Annotated in this window: 16 protein-coding genes and 1 tRNA gene; 9 read left to right on the forward strand and 8 right to left on the reverse strand. The window is 69.3% G+C overall.

The window, feature by feature from the left end; genetic code table 11:
- Positions 1-85: 85 nt before the first annotated feature.
- Positions 86-802 carry a TetR/AcrR family transcriptional regulator gene (locus tag DDE10_RS07720; RefSeq protein ID WP_284734503.1) on the reverse strand — a complete coding sequence of 239 codons (717 nt, stop codon included), beginning with the start codon at positions 800-802 and terminating at the stop codon, positions 86-88.
- Here DDE10_RS07720 and DDE10_RS07725 point away from each other — a divergent pair.
- The 6 genes from DDE10_RS07725 to DDE10_RS07750 all read left to right on the forward strand — a co-directional run bounded on the left by DDE10_RS07725 (position 801) and on the right by DDE10_RS07750 (position 5476).
- Positions 801-1541, forward strand: a complete 741-nt coding sequence (locus DDE10_RS07725; RefSeq protein ID WP_114952311.1) for an SDR family NAD(P)-dependent oxidoreductase — start codon at positions 801-803, stop codon at positions 1539-1541. The two genes, DDE10_RS07720 and DDE10_RS07725, sit on opposite strands and share 2 nt — an antisense overlap.
- A complete protein-coding gene (locus DDE10_RS07730; RefSeq protein WP_162806454.1) occupies positions 1538-2698 on the forward strand; it encodes an MFS transporter in 1161 nt (386 codons plus the stop codon). Before DDE10_RS07725 ends, DDE10_RS07730 begins: the two co-directional genes overlap by 4 nt.
- A 244-nt stretch (positions 2699-2942) precedes the next feature.
- Positions 2943-3515, forward strand: a complete 573-nt coding sequence (locus tag DDE10_RS07735) for a DUF2087 domain-containing protein (protein WP_114952149.1) — start codon at positions 2943-2945, stop codon at positions 3513-3515.
- Between the two features lie 135 nt (positions 3516-3650).
- Positions 3651-4028, forward strand: a complete 378-nt coding sequence (locus DDE10_RS07740; RefSeq protein ID WP_114952150.1) for a VOC family protein — start codon at positions 3651-3653, stop codon at positions 4026-4028.
- 111 nt (positions 4029-4139) lie between these two features.
- Complete coding sequence (locus DDE10_RS07745) at positions 4140-4832, forward strand: dioxygenase family protein (protein ID WP_114952151.1); 693 nt, start codon at positions 4140-4142, stop codon at positions 4830-4832.
- A gap of 227 nt (positions 4833-5059) precedes the next feature.
- Positions 5060-5476, forward strand: coding sequence for a DUF5990 family protein (locus DDE10_RS07750; RefSeq protein ID WP_114952152.1), 417 nt, complete (start codon positions 5060-5062; stop codon positions 5474-5476).
- Between the two features lie 249 nt (positions 5477-5725).
- Here the strand turns inward: DDE10_RS07750 and DDE10_RS07755 are convergent, their stop codons facing one another.
- The 3 genes from DDE10_RS07755 to DDE10_RS07765 form a co-directional block, all read right to left on the reverse strand.
- The gene (locus DDE10_RS07755; protein ID WP_162806456.1) at positions 5726-6832 is read right to left on the reverse strand and encodes a serine hydrolase domain-containing protein; all 1107 of its coding nucleotides are present in this window, start codon (positions 6830-6832) and stop codon (positions 5726-5728) included.
- 466 nt (positions 6833-7298) lie between these two features.
- A tRNA-Glu gene (locus DDE10_RS07760) sits at positions 7299-7374 on the reverse strand.
- Positions 7375-7547: 173 nt separating this feature from the next.
- The gene (locus DDE10_RS07765) at positions 7548-7859 is read right to left on the reverse strand and encodes a hypothetical protein (protein ID WP_114952154.1); all 312 of its coding nucleotides are present in this window, start codon (positions 7857-7859) and stop codon (positions 7548-7550) included.
- Positions 7860-8091: 232 nt separating this feature from the next.
- Here DDE10_RS07765 and DDE10_RS07770 point away from each other — a divergent pair, with 232 nt between their 5' ends.
- Both DDE10_RS07770 and DDE10_RS07775 read left to right on the forward strand, forming a co-directional pair.
- Positions 8092-8844: a PP2C family protein-serine/threonine phosphatase gene (locus DDE10_RS07770; protein ID WP_114952155.1), complete on the forward strand. Its 753-nt coding sequence runs from the start codon at positions 8092-8094 to the stop codon at positions 8842-8844.
- Positions 8845-8850: 6 nt separating this feature from the next.
- The gene (locus DDE10_RS07775) at positions 8851-11196 is read left to right on the forward strand and encodes a serine/threonine-protein kinase (RefSeq protein ID WP_114952156.1); all 2346 of its coding nucleotides are present in this window, start codon (positions 8851-8853) and stop codon (positions 11194-11196) included.
- Between the two features lie 223 nt (positions 11197-11419).
- Here the strand turns inward: DDE10_RS07775 and DDE10_RS07780 are convergent, their stop codons facing one another.
- From DDE10_RS07780 to DDE10_RS07795, 4 genes are all read right to left on the reverse strand, one after another.
- Complete coding sequence (locus DDE10_RS07780) at positions 11420-13909, reverse strand: TonB-dependent receptor (protein WP_284734504.1); 2490 nt, start codon at positions 13907-13909, stop codon at positions 11420-11422.
- Between the two features lie 226 nt (positions 13910-14135).
- A complete protein-coding gene (locus DDE10_RS07785) occupies positions 14136-15965 on the reverse strand; it encodes a sulfotransferase (RefSeq protein WP_114952157.1) in 1830 nt (609 codons plus the stop codon).
- Positions 15966-16047: 82 nt separating this feature from the next.
- Positions 16048-17274 carry a hypothetical protein gene (locus DDE10_RS07790; protein WP_162806458.1) on the reverse strand — a complete coding sequence of 409 codons (1227 nt, stop codon included), beginning with the start codon at positions 17272-17274 and terminating at the stop codon, positions 16048-16050.
- Positions 17271-18005, reverse strand: a complete 735-nt coding sequence (locus tag DDE10_RS07795; protein ID WP_114952159.1) for a hypothetical protein — start codon at positions 18003-18005, stop codon at positions 17271-17273. Before DDE10_RS07795 ends, DDE10_RS07790 begins: the two co-directional genes overlap by 4 nt.
- A gap of 121 nt (positions 18006-18126) precedes the next feature.
- Here DDE10_RS07795 and DDE10_RS07800 point away from each other — a divergent pair, with 121 nt between their 5' ends.
- On the forward strand, positions 18127-20862 hold the full coding sequence (locus DDE10_RS07800) for a protein kinase domain-containing protein (RefSeq protein ID WP_114952160.1): 2736 nt from the start codon (positions 18127-18129) through the stop codon (positions 20860-20862).
- The last annotated feature ends 7 nt before the right edge of the window (positions 20863-20869 follow it).

A 20869-nucleotide genomic window follows, 5' to 3' on the forward strand; every position in this document is an offset into this window, starting at 1 on the left:
CGCCGGAAGGATGAGCGTGCCACCCGCTCGGGTGGAACGCGCAGAGGTCCTGAGGCCGCCTCCGGCGAGTCACTGCCCATCTGGTTCACGGCTGCCCTTGGCTGCCGCACCAATGGTCCCAGCCGAGCATGGCAGCTCGCGCGACCGCCTCGAGCGTGGAGCGATCGGCGCCGTCGCGCGCGAGCACCGACATGCCCGTCTGGACACTGAGGTAGAAGGCCGCCGCTTCCCGCACCGGGAAATTCTCCGCAAGCTCGCCTTCGGCCACGGCGCGGGCGAGGCGATCGGCGAGCTGGCGCAGATTGTCGCGGCGTCGTCCTCGCAGCTCGCGATGCGCGGCATTCGTGCCCTCGGTGCCGTGTTGCGCACCGAGCACGATCAGGCATCCGCGCGGCTCCCCGGGCATCGAATAAGCCTGTGCCGTTGCAAGCAGGAAGCGCTCGATCGCGGTGCGCGGATCGGGCGTTTCTTCGAGCGCGCGCCAAATCTCGATGCCGTGATGTTCGGCATAATGTTCCACCGCCTCTCGAAACAGCTGCTCCTTGCTGCCGAAGGCGGCGTACAGGCTCGGCGCATTGATCCCCATCGCGTCGGTAAGGTCGGTCAACGACGCGCCTTCGTACGTCTTGCTCCAGAAAAGCCGCATGGCCCGTTCGAGCGCTTCGCGGCGATCGAACCCGCGTGGTCGCCCTCGTTCCGCCATTTCCGCTCCTTTCTGTAACGATCGATATATATTCATCTTGACCTGATCCGCCAAGCGACACATATCTGTATCGATCACTACAGATATGGAGATGGGCATGGCACGATTGTTGGGCAAGCGAGCATTGGTGACGGGCGGCAGCCGGGGCATCGGCGCCGCGGTGGCGCGTCGGCTCGGGGCCGAAGGCGCCGATGTGGCGATCACCTACGCTGCATCGGCCGAGGCGGCTGCGCAGGTGGCGGCCGAGGTCGAGCGACAGGGGCGGAGGGCCTTGGCGATCGCTGCCGACAATCGCGAGGCGAGGGCCATCGAGGCCGCCGTCGAGCAGACGGCACGTGCGTTCGGCGGGATCGACATCCTCGTCAACAATGCGGGTATCTTCGTCGCGGCGCCCGTCCAATCGCTCACCCTCGAGGATTTCGACGCAACCATGGCCGTGAACTTGCGCGCGGCATTCGTCGCGGTCCGTGCCGTGCTGCCGCACATGAGCGAGGGTGGCAGGATCATCGGGATCGGCAGCAATCTCGCCAGCCAGGCGCCGCACGAGGGGCTCGCCGCCTATTCGGCCAGCAAGGCCGGGCTCGCCATGATGAACCAAGCTCTGGCGCGCGACCTGGCGCCGCGCGGGATCACCGTGAACACGGTCCACCCCGGATCCACCGATACCGACATGAATCCCGCTGCCGGTGAATCCTCGGGGGCCCAGGTCGCGCGGACCGCGTCCAAGCGTTTCGGCACGCCGGACGATGTTGCCGCCGCGGTCGCCTATCTCGCCTCGCCGGAAGCGGCAGCGGTGACGGGCACATCCATTCTCGTGGACAACGGCGCGAACGCGTGAGGGCTGGCGCCATTGCGCTGCTGGCCTGTGGTGCGGCAGTGGTCGTGGCAGCCGAGTTCGTGGTCGTCGGCCTGGTCCCTGCCATGACGGCCGAGCTTGCACTCTCGCCGGGCCGTATAGGCCTTCTGGTGACATTGTTCGCGCTCGGCTCGGCGTTTCTCGGCCCGGTGCTGGTAGCCGCCACGGCTCGGTTCAGCACGTCGACGATGCTGGCGGCCGCGCTGGTGCCTTTCGCGGCAAGCCTGCTGTTGATCCCGTTCCCGACCTTCGCCGCGGCGGCGGTGCTGCGCGTCATGCAAGGCGCGGCCCTGACATTGTTCATGAGCCTCGCAGGCGCTCAGATGGCGAGGGCGAGGGGCACCGGCACCGGCGTTGCGCTCCTGTATGTCGGGGTGACGGTCGGGGCGACGCTCGCACCGCCGATCGGCACCTTTTCCGCCGATCGGCTTGGTTGGGAGGCGCCGATGGCTGCGATCGGCGCGGTGGCGCTGCTCGTCGCTGCCGCTTGCCTCGCGCTGGGGGACAGCGAGCCCACGGATAGGCGCGGCTCGTCCTGGCGACTCCTTGCCTGTCCATCCATGCGGGCGCACTTGCTGCTTTCCGCCTTGCTGTTCGCGGCGATGTTCACCGGCTTCAGCTATGTCGCGCTGCTCTTGGGCCGCGCGGGCCTCGAAGCGGACGCCGTCACGCTCGCGCTGCTCGGCTTCGGGGCTGCGGGCCTCATCGGCAACTGGCTCGCCGGCGTGCTCGCCCGATGGGCGTTGCCGGCCACGCACGGCGTGGCGCTCGCGGTCGTCGCGTCTACCGCCTGGTTGGCCGTGGCGGCAATGCCGGGCGCATGGACGATCGGCGTCGCAATGCTGATCTGGGGAATCGCGCACGCGGCCGGCTTCGTCTCTTGTCAGGTGCGGGTGATGGCGGCCGCGCCCGCGGCCCCGAGCTTCGCGGGAGCGCTCAACATCTCCGCCGCCAATATCGGCATAGCGGTCGGCAGCTTCGCGGGCGGCCGGGCGATCGAGCTTGGCGGCTATCCTGCGCTGGCGGGCGCGACCCTGGCGCTGGGGTTGCTGTCATTGGCCCTGGCGCATCGGATCGTCCGCACGGATCCTCAGTGGTCTCCTCGTCAGGCTCCCGAGGAAGCGGTAGGGCGACCTTGATCGCGCGCTATCCTGCTCTGCGGACGGTTCGCTGCATCACCGCCTTTCGGCCCAGGCCGATTGCTTATGACGATAGGCCGAGTTATGGCTCTGCAGGGCCAGCAGCAAGCCCAGGCGTCACCGCCCCTTCGGGGGAGCTAGACCTGCTACACGATCATGGTCGATGTGCACTCTTCTCGTGCCGCGTCGCAAGCCGGTGACCACCGACACCCGATGAGGGACACGGCACGCAAGGAGAGCAGATGTGCCCCGTGACCTGATCCCGTTCGCTACGCCCGACATGTCCTCCCTCGCCAAATCGCTGCGGGCGCAGCTGGCCGGCCGCAAGGTCGTGCCAAGCCATGTCGAGATGCTCAACATGCTCGCCCGCGCCAGCGGCCACCGCAATTTTCAGCATTTGCGCGCGCGGCGCACCGATGAACGCGCGGCCGCGAGTGCCGGGTCTGTCGATGGGGGCTCGGTAGCCCGGGCCGGCGGCTTCTTCGACGCCGAAGGCCGTCTGACGAGTTGGCCGGCCAAGACGAGCGTCCAGGCGCTCTGCCTGTGGGCGCTGTGGTCGCGCCTTCCGTCCGAGCGCGTCATGACCGAAGGCGAGGCGAATGCTGAGATCAACGCGCTGCATCTCTTCGGCGACCACGCCATCATTCGCCGCACTCTCTGCCAGATGGGGCTTCTCAGCCGCACGATCGACGGACGCGAATACCGGCGTGTCGAGCGCCCGCCCACGCCCGAGGCAGCGGCCCTGATCCGTCGTCTCCCTCGGCCCGCGCCCGGGAGGAGAGCCGGCGCGAGTCATGCGTCGGGGCGGCTCGGCTGAAGCGACCCTCGCGTCACCATCACCGGCGACGTGTTCCCGACTCGGTCACGGAGCGGGGAGGGGCCGAGGACGGCATCCAGGGAGCCAAGCGCGAGAGCCGCCGTTATCGGACAAGGTCGAAACGGAGGCGAGCTCATGATCCACCATGTTTCGGTTGGGACGAACGATGTCGCGCGTTCGAAGCGCTTCTACGACGCCGTCCTGCCCATCGTCGGAATCCTGCCGATGGCCGAGGACGAGGGCGGGCTGGGTTACGGAAGCGGCACCTTTCACTTCAGCGTGCAGGTTCCGATCGACGGAAGGCCCGCCACGGTCGGCAACGGCACGCACATCGCCTTCGCCGTCGAGGACCGTTCGATGGTCGATCGCTTCCACGCGGCGGCACTGGAACATGGCGGCAGCGACGACGGCGCGCCGGGGCTGCGGCCGGACTATGACGCCCATTATTACGGAGCCTTCGTTCGCGATCCGGACGGTCACAAGATCGAGGCCGTGACCTACTCCGCCAGATAGCCATACGCGCGCGCGGACCATTTGACTCGCATCTGGGCGTGGTGCAGCATCCCTGCCCGCGCCGGGAAGGTCGCCGACGCCTGTATCGCTTTCCTTTTGGGGGAGGGGCAGATGACGGTGCGCGGACACGACCATGATCAGGGATCGACGGACCACGACGGGAGCCTGCTGTCGCGGCGCCTGTTCGCTCAGGGCGCGATCGCCTCTGCCGGGCTGCTGGTGGCGGGCCCCGCGCTCGCGGGGCAGGAAAGGCTGCCGCGTCTCGGCTCGACCGCGGAATCGCCGTTGGGACCGTTCTATCCGCTGAATCCGCTCGCCGAGAACGACGCCGACCTGACCCGGCTCGCCGGCCATGCCGATCGCGCGCGGGGCGAGGTGATCGAGCTGACCGGCCGAGTGCTCGACTTGCGGGGCAACCCGATCGCGGGGGCGCGGCTGGAATTGTGGCAGGCCAATGCGGCCGGGCGCTACAGGCATGAGAGCGACCCAGCCACCGAGCCGCTCGATCCCGATTTCCAGGGCTTTGCGGCGCTCAGCACCGGTGCCGACGGCGCCTATCGGATCGTCACGATCAAGCCCGGCGGCTACGACAGCCCGATCGGCCACCGCCCGCCGCATCTCCATTTCGACCTGCGCGGGCGCACGCACCGGTCGGTCGCCCAGATGTATTTTCCGGAAGATGCCGAAGAACATGCCAGGGACACGCTCTATCGCGCGCTGGGCGCCGAGGCCGGCACTTCGGTCGCGGCGCGCGATCCGGCCGATCCGAGCAAATATCGCTGGGACGTCGTGCTGATGGGCTGAGCACGAAGGCGCGCATCGTTCCCCGGCGCTGCGCATCGGTCGTCTCCGCGACCGGCGGCTGCCGGACCTCTTCCGTGAGGAGTATCGGCGTGCTTCGATCCGACGCCGATGGAAACCGCCGACAGGGATCTCGTGATGTCGCGCCAACGTCATAGCGACGTCGCGGGTATGTCGGGCGGCGAGCCGTCGAAGCATTCTGCCTTTGCCCGGTGAAAGGGGAGCGGGACATGACCAAGCCAGTGATCGCGCTCAGGCTGACGATCGAAGATCCTGTTCCCGGCGTCAGCTACAGCCTCCAGGACGGCAAGAGCACGCCCGTCGGCCCGGTCGTCGCAGGTGAAGGGCCGCTCTCGTTCGAGGTGCCGGTGCGGGTGAGGCCGGGGCTGAAGCTGACCGGCGGGTTCGTTCGCCGCGAAGGCGCCGAGCGACGTTTCGTCTATATCGCCGTCGGCACACAGGCCGGCGACCGAAGCTCCCACTGGAGCCGTCGCGCGAAGATCGACATCCATGACATCCCAGCCGGATTGCTGGACGATGCGCTCGCGGGAATCGTGCTGGAGTGCCGCCTGCCCGGCCGCGCCAAGGACAAAGGCCCGTCCTGCGGCACGATCATGCCGCTCGATGGATGGCGGGCTGTCCGCTAGCGCGGGATTGTCGCTCGAGGTAGTTCCGTAGTTCCGGCGTAGTTCCGGGGACATGATGCTGAATTGGGACGGCTCCTCCTTCGGCTATTGACCGGCCATCGACCCAAGCCGGAGCGGAAGCAGTTGAGGCGAATTGAGTATTGTGTCCCTAGGACTGGTGTCCCCCGGACTGCCGGACTTGCCGGAACTTGGGTCTTCCTCGGACGGCGACCGCCGCCACAGCCCCCACATGCGCCTTATTTCCGCGACTCAGCGAACATCCGCAGAAGTTTGCCTGCTGGCTGCGCCGAGTGCCGCCTCGATACGATCCCAAGCCACACCGACGCCACCTTGGACGTTTGACAGGACGATCACGATGTGGCCGTCCGGCAGGATACGGTAGCGCGCCTCGGCGCCCGTGATCTCCCCCGAGTGGCCGATGTGCCCGCCCCGCGTGGTGAAACCTAGACCGTAATTTGGATTGTCTGCATTCTGCGCGCGTCGCATCTCGGCGAGCGTTTCGGCGCGAACCAGGACACCTGACTGAATCGCGCGGGCAAAGCGATGGAGATCGCCAACGGTCGAATAGTAGCCACCCGCCGAGGTGCCCGGGCGAGCGCACCGATGGGTGTTGTTGCGCCATCGGACCCCAGTGCGCGCGAGATGGGCCTCTGCCTCCTCTCGCGAAAGCTCGCCTCTGAGCGGAACCAACGGCTCGCGCACATAGCCCTGCGCCAGTCGCGTATACCCATAGTCGAGGTCGACCGATTGAGTCCGAGCCATGTCGAGCGGCACCAGCAAGGTGCGGCGCAAATGGGTGTCGAACGCCTCGCCCGTCACTTCCTCGATAAGTGCGCCCAGAACAAGATATCCCAGGTTGCTATAGTCGGACACCGTGCCTGGTTCGGCATTCAATCGCGCGCGTGCGATGAAGGGCCGATAATCGGCAAGCACTCGCAGAGGCGTGGAGCAAGGCGTCGAGGCGGCATCTTCGAGATAGTCGCCGAGACCGGAGGTGTGTGACAGGAGCTGGCGGATCGTGACCCGCCGCGCGATGTCGCGAGACAGCCACCGGTCACCAAGCCAGGTATCAACGCTGCGGTCGAGTTGGAGGCGACCGGCCTCGACGAGGCGCATCACCGCGATCGCGGTCATCGACTTGTTCACGGATGCGAGGTTGAACTGCGTCTCCGCGCTATTGCGCTGCGCATACTCGCGGCTGGCCTGTCCGAAGGCCCCCTCATAAATGACCTGCCCTCGATCGGATACGAGGACCACGCCTGAAAACCGCCCTGTAGCCTCCGCTTCGCGAAGGTTGGCGTCGATCCGGTCCGCCGGGGAAGAGGAACTGGCGAGCCCGGGGGCCGAAATGGCCATCGCGACTAACGCCGACAATGCAACACAGTATCTCTTCATTCCCCACCCCGCATGCGCCCTTCGCATAACCGGGCGGGCGGCTGCGATCCAGCGCCCCGGTCGAATGGGTGATACCTTTCGCCGAAGCGGACCGGGCGGATGAGGTGGACAGCGAACAGAGTCCCAGCTCGCCAAGTTGCTCTGCTGAACGAGCGCCTTCTTCATGCGACTGCTTTCGCGATCGTTAGGCAGGGCGATAACGGCCGCAATGGTCAGACAGCCGCCGTCTTTCGCGATTTGCCCCCAAGGCAGAGATGAGTGCGTCCCTGCGTAAATAGCGGCGCGCGTGTGAGAATCCCGCGTCGGTCAACCGGCGAAAGCTGCCTATGATGGCTGCCCGCGTCCGCCGCAGCAGCGCTGAATATCGGGGACGTATCGGGGATGAGCCGCGAGGGCGACCAATATCTCGCTCAGCCTTTGCAAAGGCTGGTGACCCCTACGGGACTCGAACCCGTGTTTTCGCCGTGAGAGGGCGACGTCCTAGACCGCTAGACGAAGGGGCCAATTGGCTTGCGGAGCCGCGCATATGGGGGCGGCAGGGCGCCTGTCAAGCGCGGCGACACGGCGATGGCGGTCCCAATGCCGGTGCCAGTGCCGGTTCGAATGCCGGCCCGTGAGCCGGCACGAAAAGAGGGGCCGGTCGCGCGGACCGGCCCCTCTGTGTCCCCTCGACGGCTTATTGCGGCTTGTCGCCGGCCGGCGCTGCCTCGCCCTCGGCGGAGGCTTCGGTCGCCGTGTCGGCGGCGGGCTTGTCGACGGCAGGGGCGCCCGCCTCGTCGCCGGCCGGGGCGGCTTCGTTGCCTGCCGGCTTGCCGGAGGCGGCGTCGCCCGCATTGCCGGTCGGGTCGGTTTCGTTGGCCATGGTCGCGGCCGCCTCGTTGGCGCCGGCATCGGCATTGGCGGCATTGTTCTCGGCGCCGCCGCCGCCATTGCAGGCGGCGAGGGCGAGACAGGCGGAGGCGGCGAGGGCGGAGGTGAGGAGCTTCATTGCAAATCCCGCTGGTTGAGAAATGGGTGCGTTCGTTTAGCCCGGCTGCGGGCGCGAAGGAAGTGCCGCTTTATCGCCGTGCCAAGCTGTGCTTAGATGGCGGGGCTGATCAGCCGGGGGACCGCAATGCCGAGAACGAGCTTCCGCTTCGAGCGCCGAGGGTGCGCGCGTCGCCGCTTGCCGGCCGATCTTGCGTGCGGCCGCGATTCCTGCGGTGAATAAGGCGGCGCCCGTGGAGCTCGTCCCGTTCCGGATCGAAAGCTTCGGCAAGACCCACCAGGGCTGCGTGCGCAGCCAGAACCAGGACAGCCTGTGCACCCGCGAGGAGAGTGGGCTGTGGGCCGTGGCGGACGGCATGGGCGGCCATGAGGGCGGCGAATGGGCGTCGGCGCGGCTGGTCGAAAAACTCGACGCGGTCGACCTGCCGGCGGATTTCGAGGCCGCCTGCGCGGCGCTCGCCGAGGCGATCCGCGCCGCCAATGCCGTCATCCTGACCGAGGCCCGCCGCCGCGAGCGGCAGATGGGCAGCACGATCGTGCTGCTACTCGTCCAGGGCCAGCGCTACGCCATCGTCTGGGTCGGCGACAGCCGCGCCTACCGCCTTCGCAATGGGACGCTCGAGCAACTGAGCCGCGACCATAGCCAGGTCCAGGAGATGGTCGACCGCGGGCTGCTCAGCGCCGAGGATGCGATCAATCACCCGATGGGCCATATCCTGTCCCGCGCCGTCGGCGTCCGCGACGAGGTCCAGATCGACACGGTCACCGGCGAGGTGCAGCCGGGCGACGTCTTCCTGCTCTGCAGCGACGGCCTCCACGGCTATGTCGAGGAGAAGGATATCGCCCGGCTGCTCGCCCGCGCAACGCCCGAGCGGGCGTCCGAGGCGCTGGTCGATCTCACCTTGGCCAATGGCGCGCCGGACAATGTCACGGTCGTGGCGGTATGGGCGAGCGAGCCGACAATGTTGTCATTATCCGATCGGTAACAGAGCATGAGCGACGACAAGGACAAGAAGGCCCCGGAGGAAGGCGAGGAGCGGACGGTGTTCATGCCGTCGCTGCCCGATGCCGCCCCGCCGGCGACGCCGTCCGCGGGCGAGGAACCGGCGCCCCCGGCCGAGCCTGCGCCCGAGCCCACGCCGACGCCCGAGGAGAGCTCGCCCTTCGCCGAGCCCGCTCCACCCGCCGCCGGGGAGACGCCGCCGGCGGGCGAGGAGGCCTCGCCCTTCGCCGAGCCTGATCCGCCCGCGGCCGGCGAGCCGGCCCCGGCGGCCGAGGGGACATCTCCGTTCGCGGAGCCTGCGCCGCCTCCGGCCGAACCGGCACCGCCTCCGGCCGAGCCGGCCGCCGCGCCTCCGCCCCCGGCGGACGCGACCGTGGTCGCCCCGGCGGCGGCGGCCGATCCCTCCGCCACCGCTTCCGGAGGCACCGCCGCCGGCGCCGCCTTCGTCCCGCGTGAGGGGGCGCGGCCGATCAAGGAAGGCGACGTCCTCAACCACATTTTCGAGGTGAAGCGCTTCCTCGCCCGCGGCGGCATGGGCGAGGTGTTCGAAGGCTGCAACGTCAATACCGACGAGCGGGTCGCGATCAAGGTGATGCTGCCGGCGATGGCCGCGAACGAGAAGGTCGTCGCCATGTTCCGCAAGGAGGCGCGCACCCTCACCAAGCTGCAGCACGAGGCGCTGGTCAGCTATCGCGTGCTCGCCCAGGAGCCGCAGCTCGGCGTCCTCTACATCGTCACCGAGTTCATCGAAGGCACCGAGCTTGGCGAGGTGCTCGGCAAGGTGGAGCGCACGCCGGAGGAGCTGGCCGGGCTGCTCAAGCGGCTCGCCGGCGGCCTCGCCGCCGCCCACCGCCTCGGCGCCATCCACCGCGACATGTCGCCGGACAATGTCCTGCTTCCCGCAGGTGACGTCCACCAGGCTAAGATCATCGATTTCGGCATCGCCAAGGATCTCGACGCCAGCTCGGCGACGATCGTCGGCGATGGATTCGCGGGCAAGCTCAATTATGTCGCCCCCGAGCAGCTCGGCGATTTCGGACGCGAGGTCGGCCCGTGGACCGACGTCTACAGCCTCGCCCTCGTCATCCTCGCCGTCGCCCAGGGCAAGAATGTCAATATGAGCGGCTCGCTCGTCGATGCGATCGACAAGCGCCGCAAGGGCCCCGATCTGTCGGCGGTGCCGGGCAGCCTGCGCGGCCTGATCGAGGACATGCTGAGGCCCGATCCCAAGGAGCGGATCCGCTCGATGGACGAGGTGCTGGCGCGTCTCGGCGGCGCCGCTGCCCCGCCGCCCCCGCCGCCGCCGCCTCCGCTGCCGGGGGATGCGGTCGCGGCGCCGGCGAGGCCCGCGGGCGGCGGCATGCCCAAGGGCCTGCTGTTCGGCGGCCTCGTCCTCCTCGTGCTGCTCGTCGCGGCCGGCATCTGGTACATGTTCCGCGACGCCGTCTCGGTCGGCCCGGCCGACGGCAACGAGGCCGCCAATGACAGCGGCGAGGTCGCGGACAGCGGCGATCCGGTGGCGCGCGCGCGCGCCGCGATCAACTCGGCGCTGCCGTCGGTCGGCTGCACCTGGCTCGACGTCGCCGACGTCCAGCGCTCCGGCGACGGCGTGCGCGTCGCGATGCGCGGCGTCGCCGGCGATTCCGCCGCCGCGCAGCGCGAGCTCGGCCAGGCGCTCGAAGGCGCGAACCTCACCGGCGCTTCGATCGACTTCGGCGACGTCGCCCCGATCACGCCGGCGGGTTGCGCCGCGCTCGATACCTACCGCCAGACCCGCGCCAGCGAGGCGACCCATTTGTCGGTGCCGGCGCCGCGCTTCGAGATGCGGATGCAGCCCCCTGGAATGCCTTATGCCGGCGAGCAGGCGGCCAATGCGGTGATCAGCTTCAACTTCGCCGACAGCGCCGCCGATTTCGCCATTCTCGGTATCGAGCCGTCGGGGGTGATCACCACCCTGTTCCCGGATCGCGGCGCCTTCCAGCAGATGCTCGAGCAGTCGCGCGCGCGCGGCGGCCTGCCGATCACCGACGACGGCAATGGCCGCTACCGGCTCAACATCGATCTCGATCACCAGGGCTGGTCGGGGATCATCCTGATCTCCGGCTCCGGCCCATTCGAAGCGGACGTCGTCGCGCCGCCGATCGGCTCGCGCGGGCCGTCCTGGCAGCAGAGCTTCCTCTCCGCCGCGGCCGAGCGCAACTGGCGGGTGGAGATGGTCTGGTTCGAGTCCGTCGACCGCGTCTCGGGCGACCGCGCGCCGCCGCCGGCGCCGACCACCGCACCGCCGGCCCAGGCATCAGGCGGCGCCGCGGGCGGCGACAAGCCGGTGGAGTAGGAGAGGCGAAAAGCGCCGGGCATCCTGCATCGACGACCGAGGCGCGCCGCTCGACGACGCTCGGGACGAAGGGGCGTGGTCGATTGGCACCGAAGCCCATGGCCCTATGCGACCCCCCATTCCTCGTTTCGCCGAGCCCATCCACGCCGTCTGCGCGTCGCTGAGGACAAGCGAGATCGACGATCGCCGGCACCACCCGGTGCTGGCCTAAGGCCTCGGCTTCCTAGAATCGCCGCCCGATCCTCACGCCGATGGTCCGCGGCCGGCCGACGATGGTGTAGACCTTGCCGCCACTCGCGGTGACGTTGTCGGGGTCGCCGCATGTCGTCTCGAGGCATTGGATGAACCGCCCCACCTCCGGGCGCGCATCGAACAGGTTGCGGGCGAAGATCTGCGCGGTCCACGCGCCGCTCTCGATGCCGGCGCTGAGGTCCATGGTGAAATAGTCGTCGAGATCGCCGTAAATCTCGCGCTGCAGCGTCCTCAGGTCGCGGGTGCGCCGACCCTCGTAGGCGGCGCTCAGCTGGAAATGCCCCTCCATCGTCGGGCCCATTGGGAATTCGTAGCGGGCGCGGGCATTGCCCTTGAACCGAGCGGTCAGCGGCAGCCGGGTGCCGGAGGGCGCGAGCAGGGCATTGTCGTTCTCGCCGTCGCCGTCGATGTCGATGTACAGGTCGCAGTCGAAGGCATCGTTGGCGACGCGGCAGAAATCCTCGGTGAGCTCGGCATCGTTATAGGAGCCGCCGAGCGAGAAGGTGAGGCCGCGCGCCGCCCGCGCCGACAGGTCGAATTCGGCGCCGCGGATGCGGGCATTGCCGGCATTTCGGATCTCGGTGAGGCCGTTCTGGCCGAGGAAGGACAATTGGATATTGTCCCAGTCGAGCTGGTAGATGGCGGCGTTGAAGGTCAGCCGGTCGTCGAGCCAGCTCGTCTTCAGCCCGAACTCGTAATTGTTGATGAAGTCGGCGTCGTAGGGCGGCAGCGTGCCGCGGCGATTGAGGCCGCCGGGCCGGTAGCCGCGCGACCAGGTGCCGTAGACGAGGGCGTCCTCGCTGAGCCGGTAGGTGAGGTTGAGCCGGTGGATGAAGCCGGTATTGGCGGTGCTCTTGTCGAGATTGGTGCAGGGCGATCCCTCCACCTCGGCCGGGCCGAAGCAGCCGGCGACGCCCGTCTTGCTGCTGAAGCCGTCGCTATAGCCGAAGAAGCCGAGCAGCGAATTGTCGTAGCGGTAGAGGCGCCCGCCCGCGGTCAGGGTCAGCGCCGGGACGATGTCCCAGGCGAGCTCGCCGAACAGGGCATAGTCGCGGTCGACGCGCAGCTGCTTGGTCAGCCAGATGTCGCTCTCGGTTCCGGGCACGGTGATCGCGTCGGCGATGTCGTCGATGATGTAGTTCTGCTCGATATTGTGGGTCTGGCGCTGGTAAAAAGCGCCCGCCACCAGCCGCACCGGCCGGTCGGCCGGCGAGGTGACCCGAAGCTCGTGGGTCATCCGGGTGAAGCTGTCGTCGGCGACGATATACTGGTTGGGATTCACCTGGTTGCCGTCATTGTCGTAGAAATATTGCGCGTAACCGGCGAGGACGTCGTAGAAATAGGCGTAGTCGACATAGTCGGAGCGCGTATCGATCTGCCGCTGCATGTAGGCGCCGGCATAGGTCAGGTCGAAATTGCCGATCCGGCCCTGGACGGTCAGCGCCGCCTGATACCAGCGGTCGTTGCTGCGCTCGTCATTATACTGCTGGACCTGGAACTCGCGCAGCCCGCTCTCGTCGCCGAAATAGCCGTTGCTGCGCTGGCGCTGGGCCATGATCTGCGGCGTCACCGTCCAGCTGTCGTCGAGCTCGATCCGCAGCGCTGCGCGCGCTCCATAGGTATCGACGTCGTTATAATCCTCCTCGACGAACTCGTCGTTCGAGAAGCTGATGTCGTCGCCGGGCAGGTCGACGAGATTGCCGTCATCGTCGAACTGGTTGATCGGGAAGACGATGGTCCCCGGGATGTTGTCGATGAAGCCGGCATCGTGGCGATACCAGGCGACGACTCGCAGCGCGACGTTGGCGGCAAGCGGCGCGTTGACGAACCCCTCCATCGTATAGCCCCAGTCGCCATGGGCGACGTTGTTGAGCTCGCCGTTGACCTCGCCATAGAAATTCGACGTATCGGGCTGATTGGTGATGATGCGGATCGTGCCGGCCTGGCTCGATGCTCCGTAGAGCGTGCCCTGCGGACCGGCCAGCGCCTCCACCCGGGCGATGTCGTAGATGTGGACGTCGAGCGCGCCGGTCGTCGTCGTGATCGGCTGCTCGTCGAGATAGGTGCCGACGCTGGGCAGCGAAGCCGAGTGATTGGCGTTCTCGCCGCTGGCGACGCCGCGGAAATAGACCTGGTTGAAGCCGGGCGCGAGCTGGTTCGAGGACAGGCTGGGAACCAGCCTCGCATAATCGCCGAAATTGTCGACCTGGAGCTGCTCGAGCGTCTGGTTGCCGAAGGCGGTGATCGCCGCCGGCACGTCCTGGAGATTCTCCGCGCGGCGGGTGGCGGTGACGATGATGTTGACGTCGTCGTCGCGGGCCCGGCTCGCCGGCTCGGCCGTCGGCGTGGGCTGGTCCTGCGCGAGCGCCGCGCCGGCCGGGCACAGCATCGTCGTGGCGAGGAGGGGGAGGGCAAGGCGCCGCAGGGCAGGGCGGCATTCCGATCGTGACGTCAGGCGCATAGGGCAGCTCCCGGGAGGCCTACTGACACGAATGAAGGTGTGCCGCTTCCGGAAGCCGGTCAATTGATTTCGGTGCCGTGACGATTGCACGGCCGCAACGTGGCAAATCTGTCACGGTGCCGGGTCAGGCCGTCATCCTCGTTGGGAGGAGCACTTGATCGGTGACGCGCCATCAAACTCTCTCCCCACAAGGGGGAGGGAGGACCGGCGCAGCGACCGACAGCCTCTATTTCTCCGGCACCTCCGGATAGGCCTCGACGATGTCGCCGAGCACCGCCTTGAGCGGTCCCAGCCAGGCCCCATAGTCCCGCCACTGTTCCAGTCCGTCTCGGCTGAGCGGCCGGCGGACCTGCTCCGAGCTGGCGGTGCGCACCGCCCGTTCGGTCTCGTGGAAGCGGAGGCAGGCAGGGTCGAAGGGCAGGCCGAGGAAATCGAGCAGAGCGGCGATCTCGCCTTCCGGATGCTCGACCAGCCGCTCGTGGATGACGCGGTGCACCATGCCGGGCGCGGCACGGTCGAAATGCCGCATCAACCCGACATAGTCGCGGTAATAGGCGCCGATCTCCTCGAGCGAGTAGGCGAAGGCCTGGCCCCGGGCGAAATGCTGCTTGAAGTTGGAGAAGCCGCAGGCGAGCGGATGGCGGCGCGCATCGACGATCTTCGCGGTGGGAAGGATCAGCCGGATCAGGCCGACATGCGCCCAGTTGTTGGGCATCTTGTCGATGAAATAGGGCCGGTCGGTCCGGCGCTGGATCCGGGTGCGCTCGAGATATTCGGCGCCGAGCGCGCGCAGCGCCTCGCCGTCCATTCCGGCCAGGCAATCGGGATAGAGGCTCCGCCCGCCGCGAGCCTCGGGGCCGGCAAGCCGGCGCACCATCGCCGGCAGATCGGGCAGCTCCATCGTCCCCTCGACGAGCGGATGGCTGGCGAGGATCTGCTCGACCAGCGTCGACCCGGAACGCGGCAGGCCGACGATGAAGATCGGATCCGGCGCGGCGTTGCCGGGCTCGGGCCGGGGCGCGGTTGCGCCGGCGCCGGCCGCGAGGAAGTCCGCGGTGAACAGGGCCTCCGAGCGGCGGCAATGCTCTACTATCTCGGTCGGATCGTAGCGGATCTGCGTGCGGCGGAGCCGGTTGCCTTCCGCATAATGGCGGAAGGCGGCGCGTGCCTCGCCTTCGTCCTCATGGGCCTTGCCGAGCGCGAAATGGAGATGGAGGCGGTCCTCGTCGGACAGGCCGGGCGTCTCCAGCGCCGCCTGCATCTCGGCGATGTCGGCGCCGCACAGTCGCACGGTCTTCAGATTGGCAAGGCTCCACCAGGCTTCGCCCAGGGCCGGCGCCAGCGCGATCGCGCGGCGATAGGCGGCGATGCCCTCGTCCCGGCGGCCGACCGTCTTCAGCATGTGGCCGTAGCTCATCCAGATCTTCGGCTGCATCGGCTGGCGGTCCAGCACCTGCCGATAGAGGGTGATCGCCTCCTCGTAGCTGCCGAGCCGCCCCAGGGCCGCGGCCTTCAGATTCTGCTGCGAGATCTCCGGGCCGGCCTCCGCCTCCAGCCGGTCGAGCTCGGCCAATGCCTCGACCGGCTTGTTCTGGCGGTAGAGCACGGTCGCGAGATTGGCACGCGCGGCGGCGAAGGCCGGCGCCAGTTCGAGGGCGCGGCGAAGCAGATTCTCGGCATCGCCGAGCCGGCCGACCCGCGCCGCCAGCTCCGCCATCATCCGGATCGCGGCGACGTCGGTCGGCTTCGCCTTGAGGTGTGGTCGCAAGATCGCTTCGGCGGTCGGCAGATCGTTGTCGACCAAAGCGGTCGCCGCCTGCATCAGCCCGGGATCGCGTACCGAAGCGGCGATCGCCCGCAGCTCCGCGTCCGACGCTTCCTCATCGTCGCCCAGCCGGCGAAGCGCGGCGCCGAGCAGCCGCCAGCCGTCGGCGCTGTCGGGAGCGGCGCGGACGATCTCCCGCGCCTGCTCCGCCGCCAGGCCGGCATCGTCTCGCAGCAGCCGCGCGCCGTGCCGAAGCGCCTGGCCGACTGTCGTTTCCGCCCCGTTCGCCAAGCTGGCGCCGCTCCCCGCCAAGGAGCGCCCAGATTAGGGACAGCGTGCCCGGCGCACAAGGCGTCGCCGGATCAGCGCCTGGTCAGGGGACCCGCAGGCCGGCCGGGATCTGTGCGGCCGGGCAGAGGCGCATCGGCGGCGCGGTTTCCTCATAGGTCCAGCGCATCCGGGTCGGCGAAAGCATTTCGACGAGGAGGCCGTCCTCCATCTCCCAGCCGGCGCCGGTCCGGACGGGCCGCCCCACCGGTGCCAGTGCCTCCAGGCCGTTCTCGGGATAGATCAGTCCCCAGCGGCGCCCGTCATAATAGAAGACGCCGCCTTCCGGCCGGCCGCACGGGCTGCCCTCCTGGACATAGTGGCCGGGGACGAGCCCCAAGGGCGGCGCCGGCGCGACGCCGGACGCGGCTGCCGTCGTCGCCGCGGCTCTGCCCGCTTCCGACGGGCAGTCGGACAGCGCCTGGCCGATCGCCGCGCTCGACCCCGCGAGCGACAAGCTGGCGAGCGCACGACCCGCGATCCTCAATTCGGCCGACGGGTCCGTGCCGGCGAGCAGGCCGATCACCTCCGCACCCGCGGCGGCCGACCAATGTCCGGTCTGGCGGTTCCGGCTGACGGTCAGGCCCGCGCGACGGCCACTGGCCGAGCCGACGAACTCGACCGCCTGCGGTGCGGTCGCGGACAGGCCGGCGAGGTTGAGATGGAGGACCGCCGTGCCTCCCTCGCAGCGCAAGACGGTCACCGGCACGGCCTGCGGACCGGCGACATAGGCTCCCAGCCCGCCTTCGGCGACGCGGGCGGTCTGCCAGCGCTGTGCATCGCCCGGCGGATTCGGCGACCGCTCTCCGGTCTCCGCGACGGCATAAGGCGACAGCGCGGCCCGCATCCGCGGCGAAAAGGACTCGAGCGAGCAGAGCCGAAGCGTCTCCCGCCAGACTTCGCCCTCGACCAGCGAATAGGCGCGGACGATCATCTGCCGGTCGCGACCGGCCGCCACTTCGATCGGTCCGTCGTTCACGACCGTGAATCCGTCGCGCCCGTCGGAGACATGGCCGACCTCCTCGACCTCCAGCGACGGGCCCATGCTTCGATCGGGTCCGTAGAAATAGACATGGCCGAAGCGGTTGCCGCGATGGACATAGGCCTGGGTCGCGCTTTCGCAGGCGGTGCCGGTGTCGACCCACAGGCCTTCGGCGACCGGCAGGCGCGAGCCGGGCTGGCCGAGGGCCGGACCGCCAGCGAGCAGGGCAGTGACGGCTAGGGCGGCGACCGATAGGCGGCTGCGGCCCATGCGGGCGGGGGTGCGCTTCATTTCCCGGCCAGCGGGTTGCGCAGGCGGCCGAAGCCCGCCGCGACGAGCGCCCCCCCGGCGGCGAGCAGCAGCCACGTGCCCAGGCCGATCCGGACGAGAGCGCCGATCGTGTCCGCCGCCATGCCTCCGACCGCGGCCAGGATCGCCCATTTGAAGAGGAAGACGAGCGCGGCCGCGAGCATCGCCGATCCGCCCGTGACGATCATCGGCAAGCGCAGCGGCCTTTCGGTCCACGCGCACCAGATCAACCACAGCGCGGCGAGCGGGGCGGCGAAGCGGAGCACGAGCGCCGATTGGAGCGAAGACAGCCCGGCCGCGGAAGGGGCATCCGAAAGGACGGCAATGCCGCTCAGCATCGGAAGATCGCCGAGGCCGAGTAGCGAGACGCTCATCATCGGCGAACTGAGCGCCGGCATCAGGCAGGCGATCAGCACGACGAGGCCGAGCGGGGTCGCGAGCGAGCTCGTGAACAGCGCTCTTGCCTTGGCCACGGCCGGTGGTGGCGGCAGCAGCGTGCCCGGCGGCGCGGAGGAGTGGCGAGCCGGGGCCGGCCCGACCGCATAGATTTCCCGCGCGGCGCCGTCAGCCGTCTCGAAATCGACCTTCGCTCCCGCGGCCGGTCCCGCCCCGCTCTTCCAGTCGGCGCGGCTGAAGCGGTAGCGTGCGCCGTCGTCGGCCGAGATGGCGCCGGTACCTTCGCTCTCGTCATAGCCCAGGATCGTTCCCAACATGCCCGCCTCCCTCGCTGGCGCCCGGGCCGCTGCCGGTCGCACTCTGCCCCGGCTAAAGGGGCTTGCGACGGAAGTCCTGATCGGGGTCTAAAGGATTCCTCAAGGCGCGAGGGGGGACGGGATGGCGGACAAAACCGCATCGCGGCGGCGTCGCCGGCTGTGGCACTTTGCCGACGCCGTGTTCGACGAGGCCAGCTGGAACCTGCGCGTCCGCGGCGAGCCGGTCGCCCTCGAAGGAAAGCCGCTCGAGCTCCTCCACGAATTGCTGCTGCGGGCAGGCGAGGTCGTCACCAAGGACGAGCTGCTCGACGCGGTATGGCCCGGCGTGACCGTCGTCGACGGCTCCCTCGCGACCGCCGTGTCGAAGCTGCGCAAGGCCTTGGGGCCGCATTCGGAGACAGTGATCGCAACGGTCCCCCGGATCGGCTATCGGCTTGCCTCGCCGGTCCGGATCGAGCGGAACGATGCCCCGCTGGAGCCGCGGTTCGCGTTCGCCGCCGGCGAAGGCGTGCCGGGCCGCGCGCAATGGCGGCTGGCCGAGCCGCTCGGCGGCACCGGCGCCGACGATGTCTGGCTGGCGCGGCACATCAAGACCGGCGAGCCGCGCGTGTTCAAGTTCGCCGACACGCCGGCGCGGCTGCGGGCCCTGAAGCGGGAGGCGGCGCTGGCGCGCCTGCTCTCCGCCGGGCTGGGCAAGGCGGCGCCGCTGCCGGCCCTGCTCGAATGGAATTTCGAGCAATCGCCTTATTTCGTCGAATATGCCTATGGCGGCCGCGACCTGGTGACGTGGGCGGCGCAGGCGCACGGTCTGGACGCCATCCCGCTGCGCGAGCGTCTCCAGGTCGCGGCGCGGATCGCCCGTGCCGTCGAGGCGGTCCACGGCATGGGCGTGCTGCACAAGGATCTGAAGCCGGCCAACATCCTCGTCGACGAAGGCGAGGGCGCGGAAGGCCCGGTGGTGCGGCTGATCGATTTCGGCAGCGGGCAGCTGCTCGACGACGCCCTGCTCGACACTTTCGCGATCACCCGTATCGAGCCGCCGGCGGCCGAGGCCGGCAGCCATTCGCGGTCCGGCACCGTCGCCTATCGCGCTCCGGAGCTGACCGGCGAGGCGGTGCCGACCGTCAAGAGCGACGTGTTCGCGCTGGGCCTGGTCCTCTACCAGCTTGCCGCGGGGGACTTCGACCGGACGCTGGCGCCTGGGTGGGAAAGCGGGGTCGAGGATCCGCTGCTTCGCGAGGACATTGCGGCGGCCGCGGCGCTGGCCCCGGCGGACCGACTGCCGGGCGCCGGAGCGCTCGCCGACCGGCTGGAGGCGCTGGAACGCCGCCGCAGCGAGGCTGCCGCCGAAGCGGAGCGGATCGCCCGGCAGGCGGAGCGGCGACGCCTGCAGGAGCGGCGAGCGGCTCGGCGCCCCTGGGTCCGCGCCGCCGCGGCCAGCCTCGTCGCCGGCCTCGTCGGAACTTCGTCTTTGGCCGCCTACGCGATCCACCAGCGCAATCAGGCGGTCGAAGCGCGGCGCATGTCGGAGGCAAGCTATGGATTCCTCGCCGAGGACGTCCTCGCCAGCGTCGACCCGGCACGTGCCTCGGCCGCCGACGAGACGCTGGTCGAGGTGGTCGGGAGGGCCGGCGCCGGCATCGACCGGAGATTTGCGGACCAGCCAGTGGTTGCGGCCAATCTCCACGCGACTCTCGCCCGCGCGTTCGACTTGCGCTCGGATTACGGCGCGGCCTTCCGCCATTACGAGGCGGCGGAGCGCGCTTATTCTCGCGCAGGCGCCGCGCGAACGGCACCGGCGATCCATGCCCGGCTGCAGCATGCCGGTGCGTTGGCGCTGTCGACGCGGCCGGGCTCACTCGACCGAGCAGCTGCCCTTCTGACGGCGGCGCGGCAGGCATTGGCTGGCGGCGCGGAGCGTCGGCCCGAGACCGAAGTCTGGCTGGCAAGCGCCGAGGGCACGATCGCCCTGGCCGGGGAGGATGTCACGTCGGCACGCGCGGCTTATGGCCGAGCTCACGCGGCCGCCGACCGACTGCCCGAGCGTTTCACCGTCCGCCAGCGCCTGAATTTCGGTCAGCGCTACGCCTTCACCCTGCTGCGCCTGGGCGAGGGCGTCGAAGCCGAGCGCACGCTGCGCCCGCTGTTGATCGCCATGCGGCGCACGATGGGGCCGGAACATCCCGATACGCTGCTGCTGCGACTGAACCTCGCCCAGGCCCTCCTCGTCCAGCAGCGTTTCCCCGAAGTCGTCCGGGCACTCGATCCACTCTTGCCGATCATGGAGTCGCGACTGGGTGACGCGCATCGCCACACGCTCCTCCTGCTCTCGGTACGGCAGCAGGCGCTCGGCTCTCTCGGCCGCTATTCCGAGGCGGCGGCGGATGGCGAGCGGGTCTGGCGCGCGGCGTCGGCGCGGGACGGAGGGTCCTCCTTCACGGCGGTGGCGGCGCGGACGGACGTCGGGATCTCGCACTGCCGCGCCGGCAATCTCGCAGGCGGGACGGAGCACATACGTGCGGCGCTCGCCTCGCTGCGCACCGATCTGGCCGGACGGATGGCGCTCGAGGACGCGGTCGAGGCGGCGCTCGCCGACTGTCTGATACCCATGCGTCGCTTCGACGAGGCTGAAGCCCTCCTGCGCGACATCGACCGGGAGCCCGTCGCGCAGCTCGTCGGCGATCGTCATTGGGGCGCGCAGGTCGACCTGGCGTTGGCCGAGATTGCGCTCGCCAGGGGCCGGCCGGACGCGGCGCGGACGCTGCTCGACCGCGCGCGCGGTCCTCTCGCCGCAAACGAGGATCGCTATGTTCGCGGACGGATCGCGGCGCTCGGGCGGGCTCTCGGCACGAGCTGACGCGACG

Source organism: Sphingosinicella terrae, assembly GCF_003347635.1.
Classification (GTDB): Bacteria; Pseudomonadota; Alphaproteobacteria; order Sphingomonadales; family Sphingomonadaceae; genus Allosphingosinicella; species Allosphingosinicella terrae.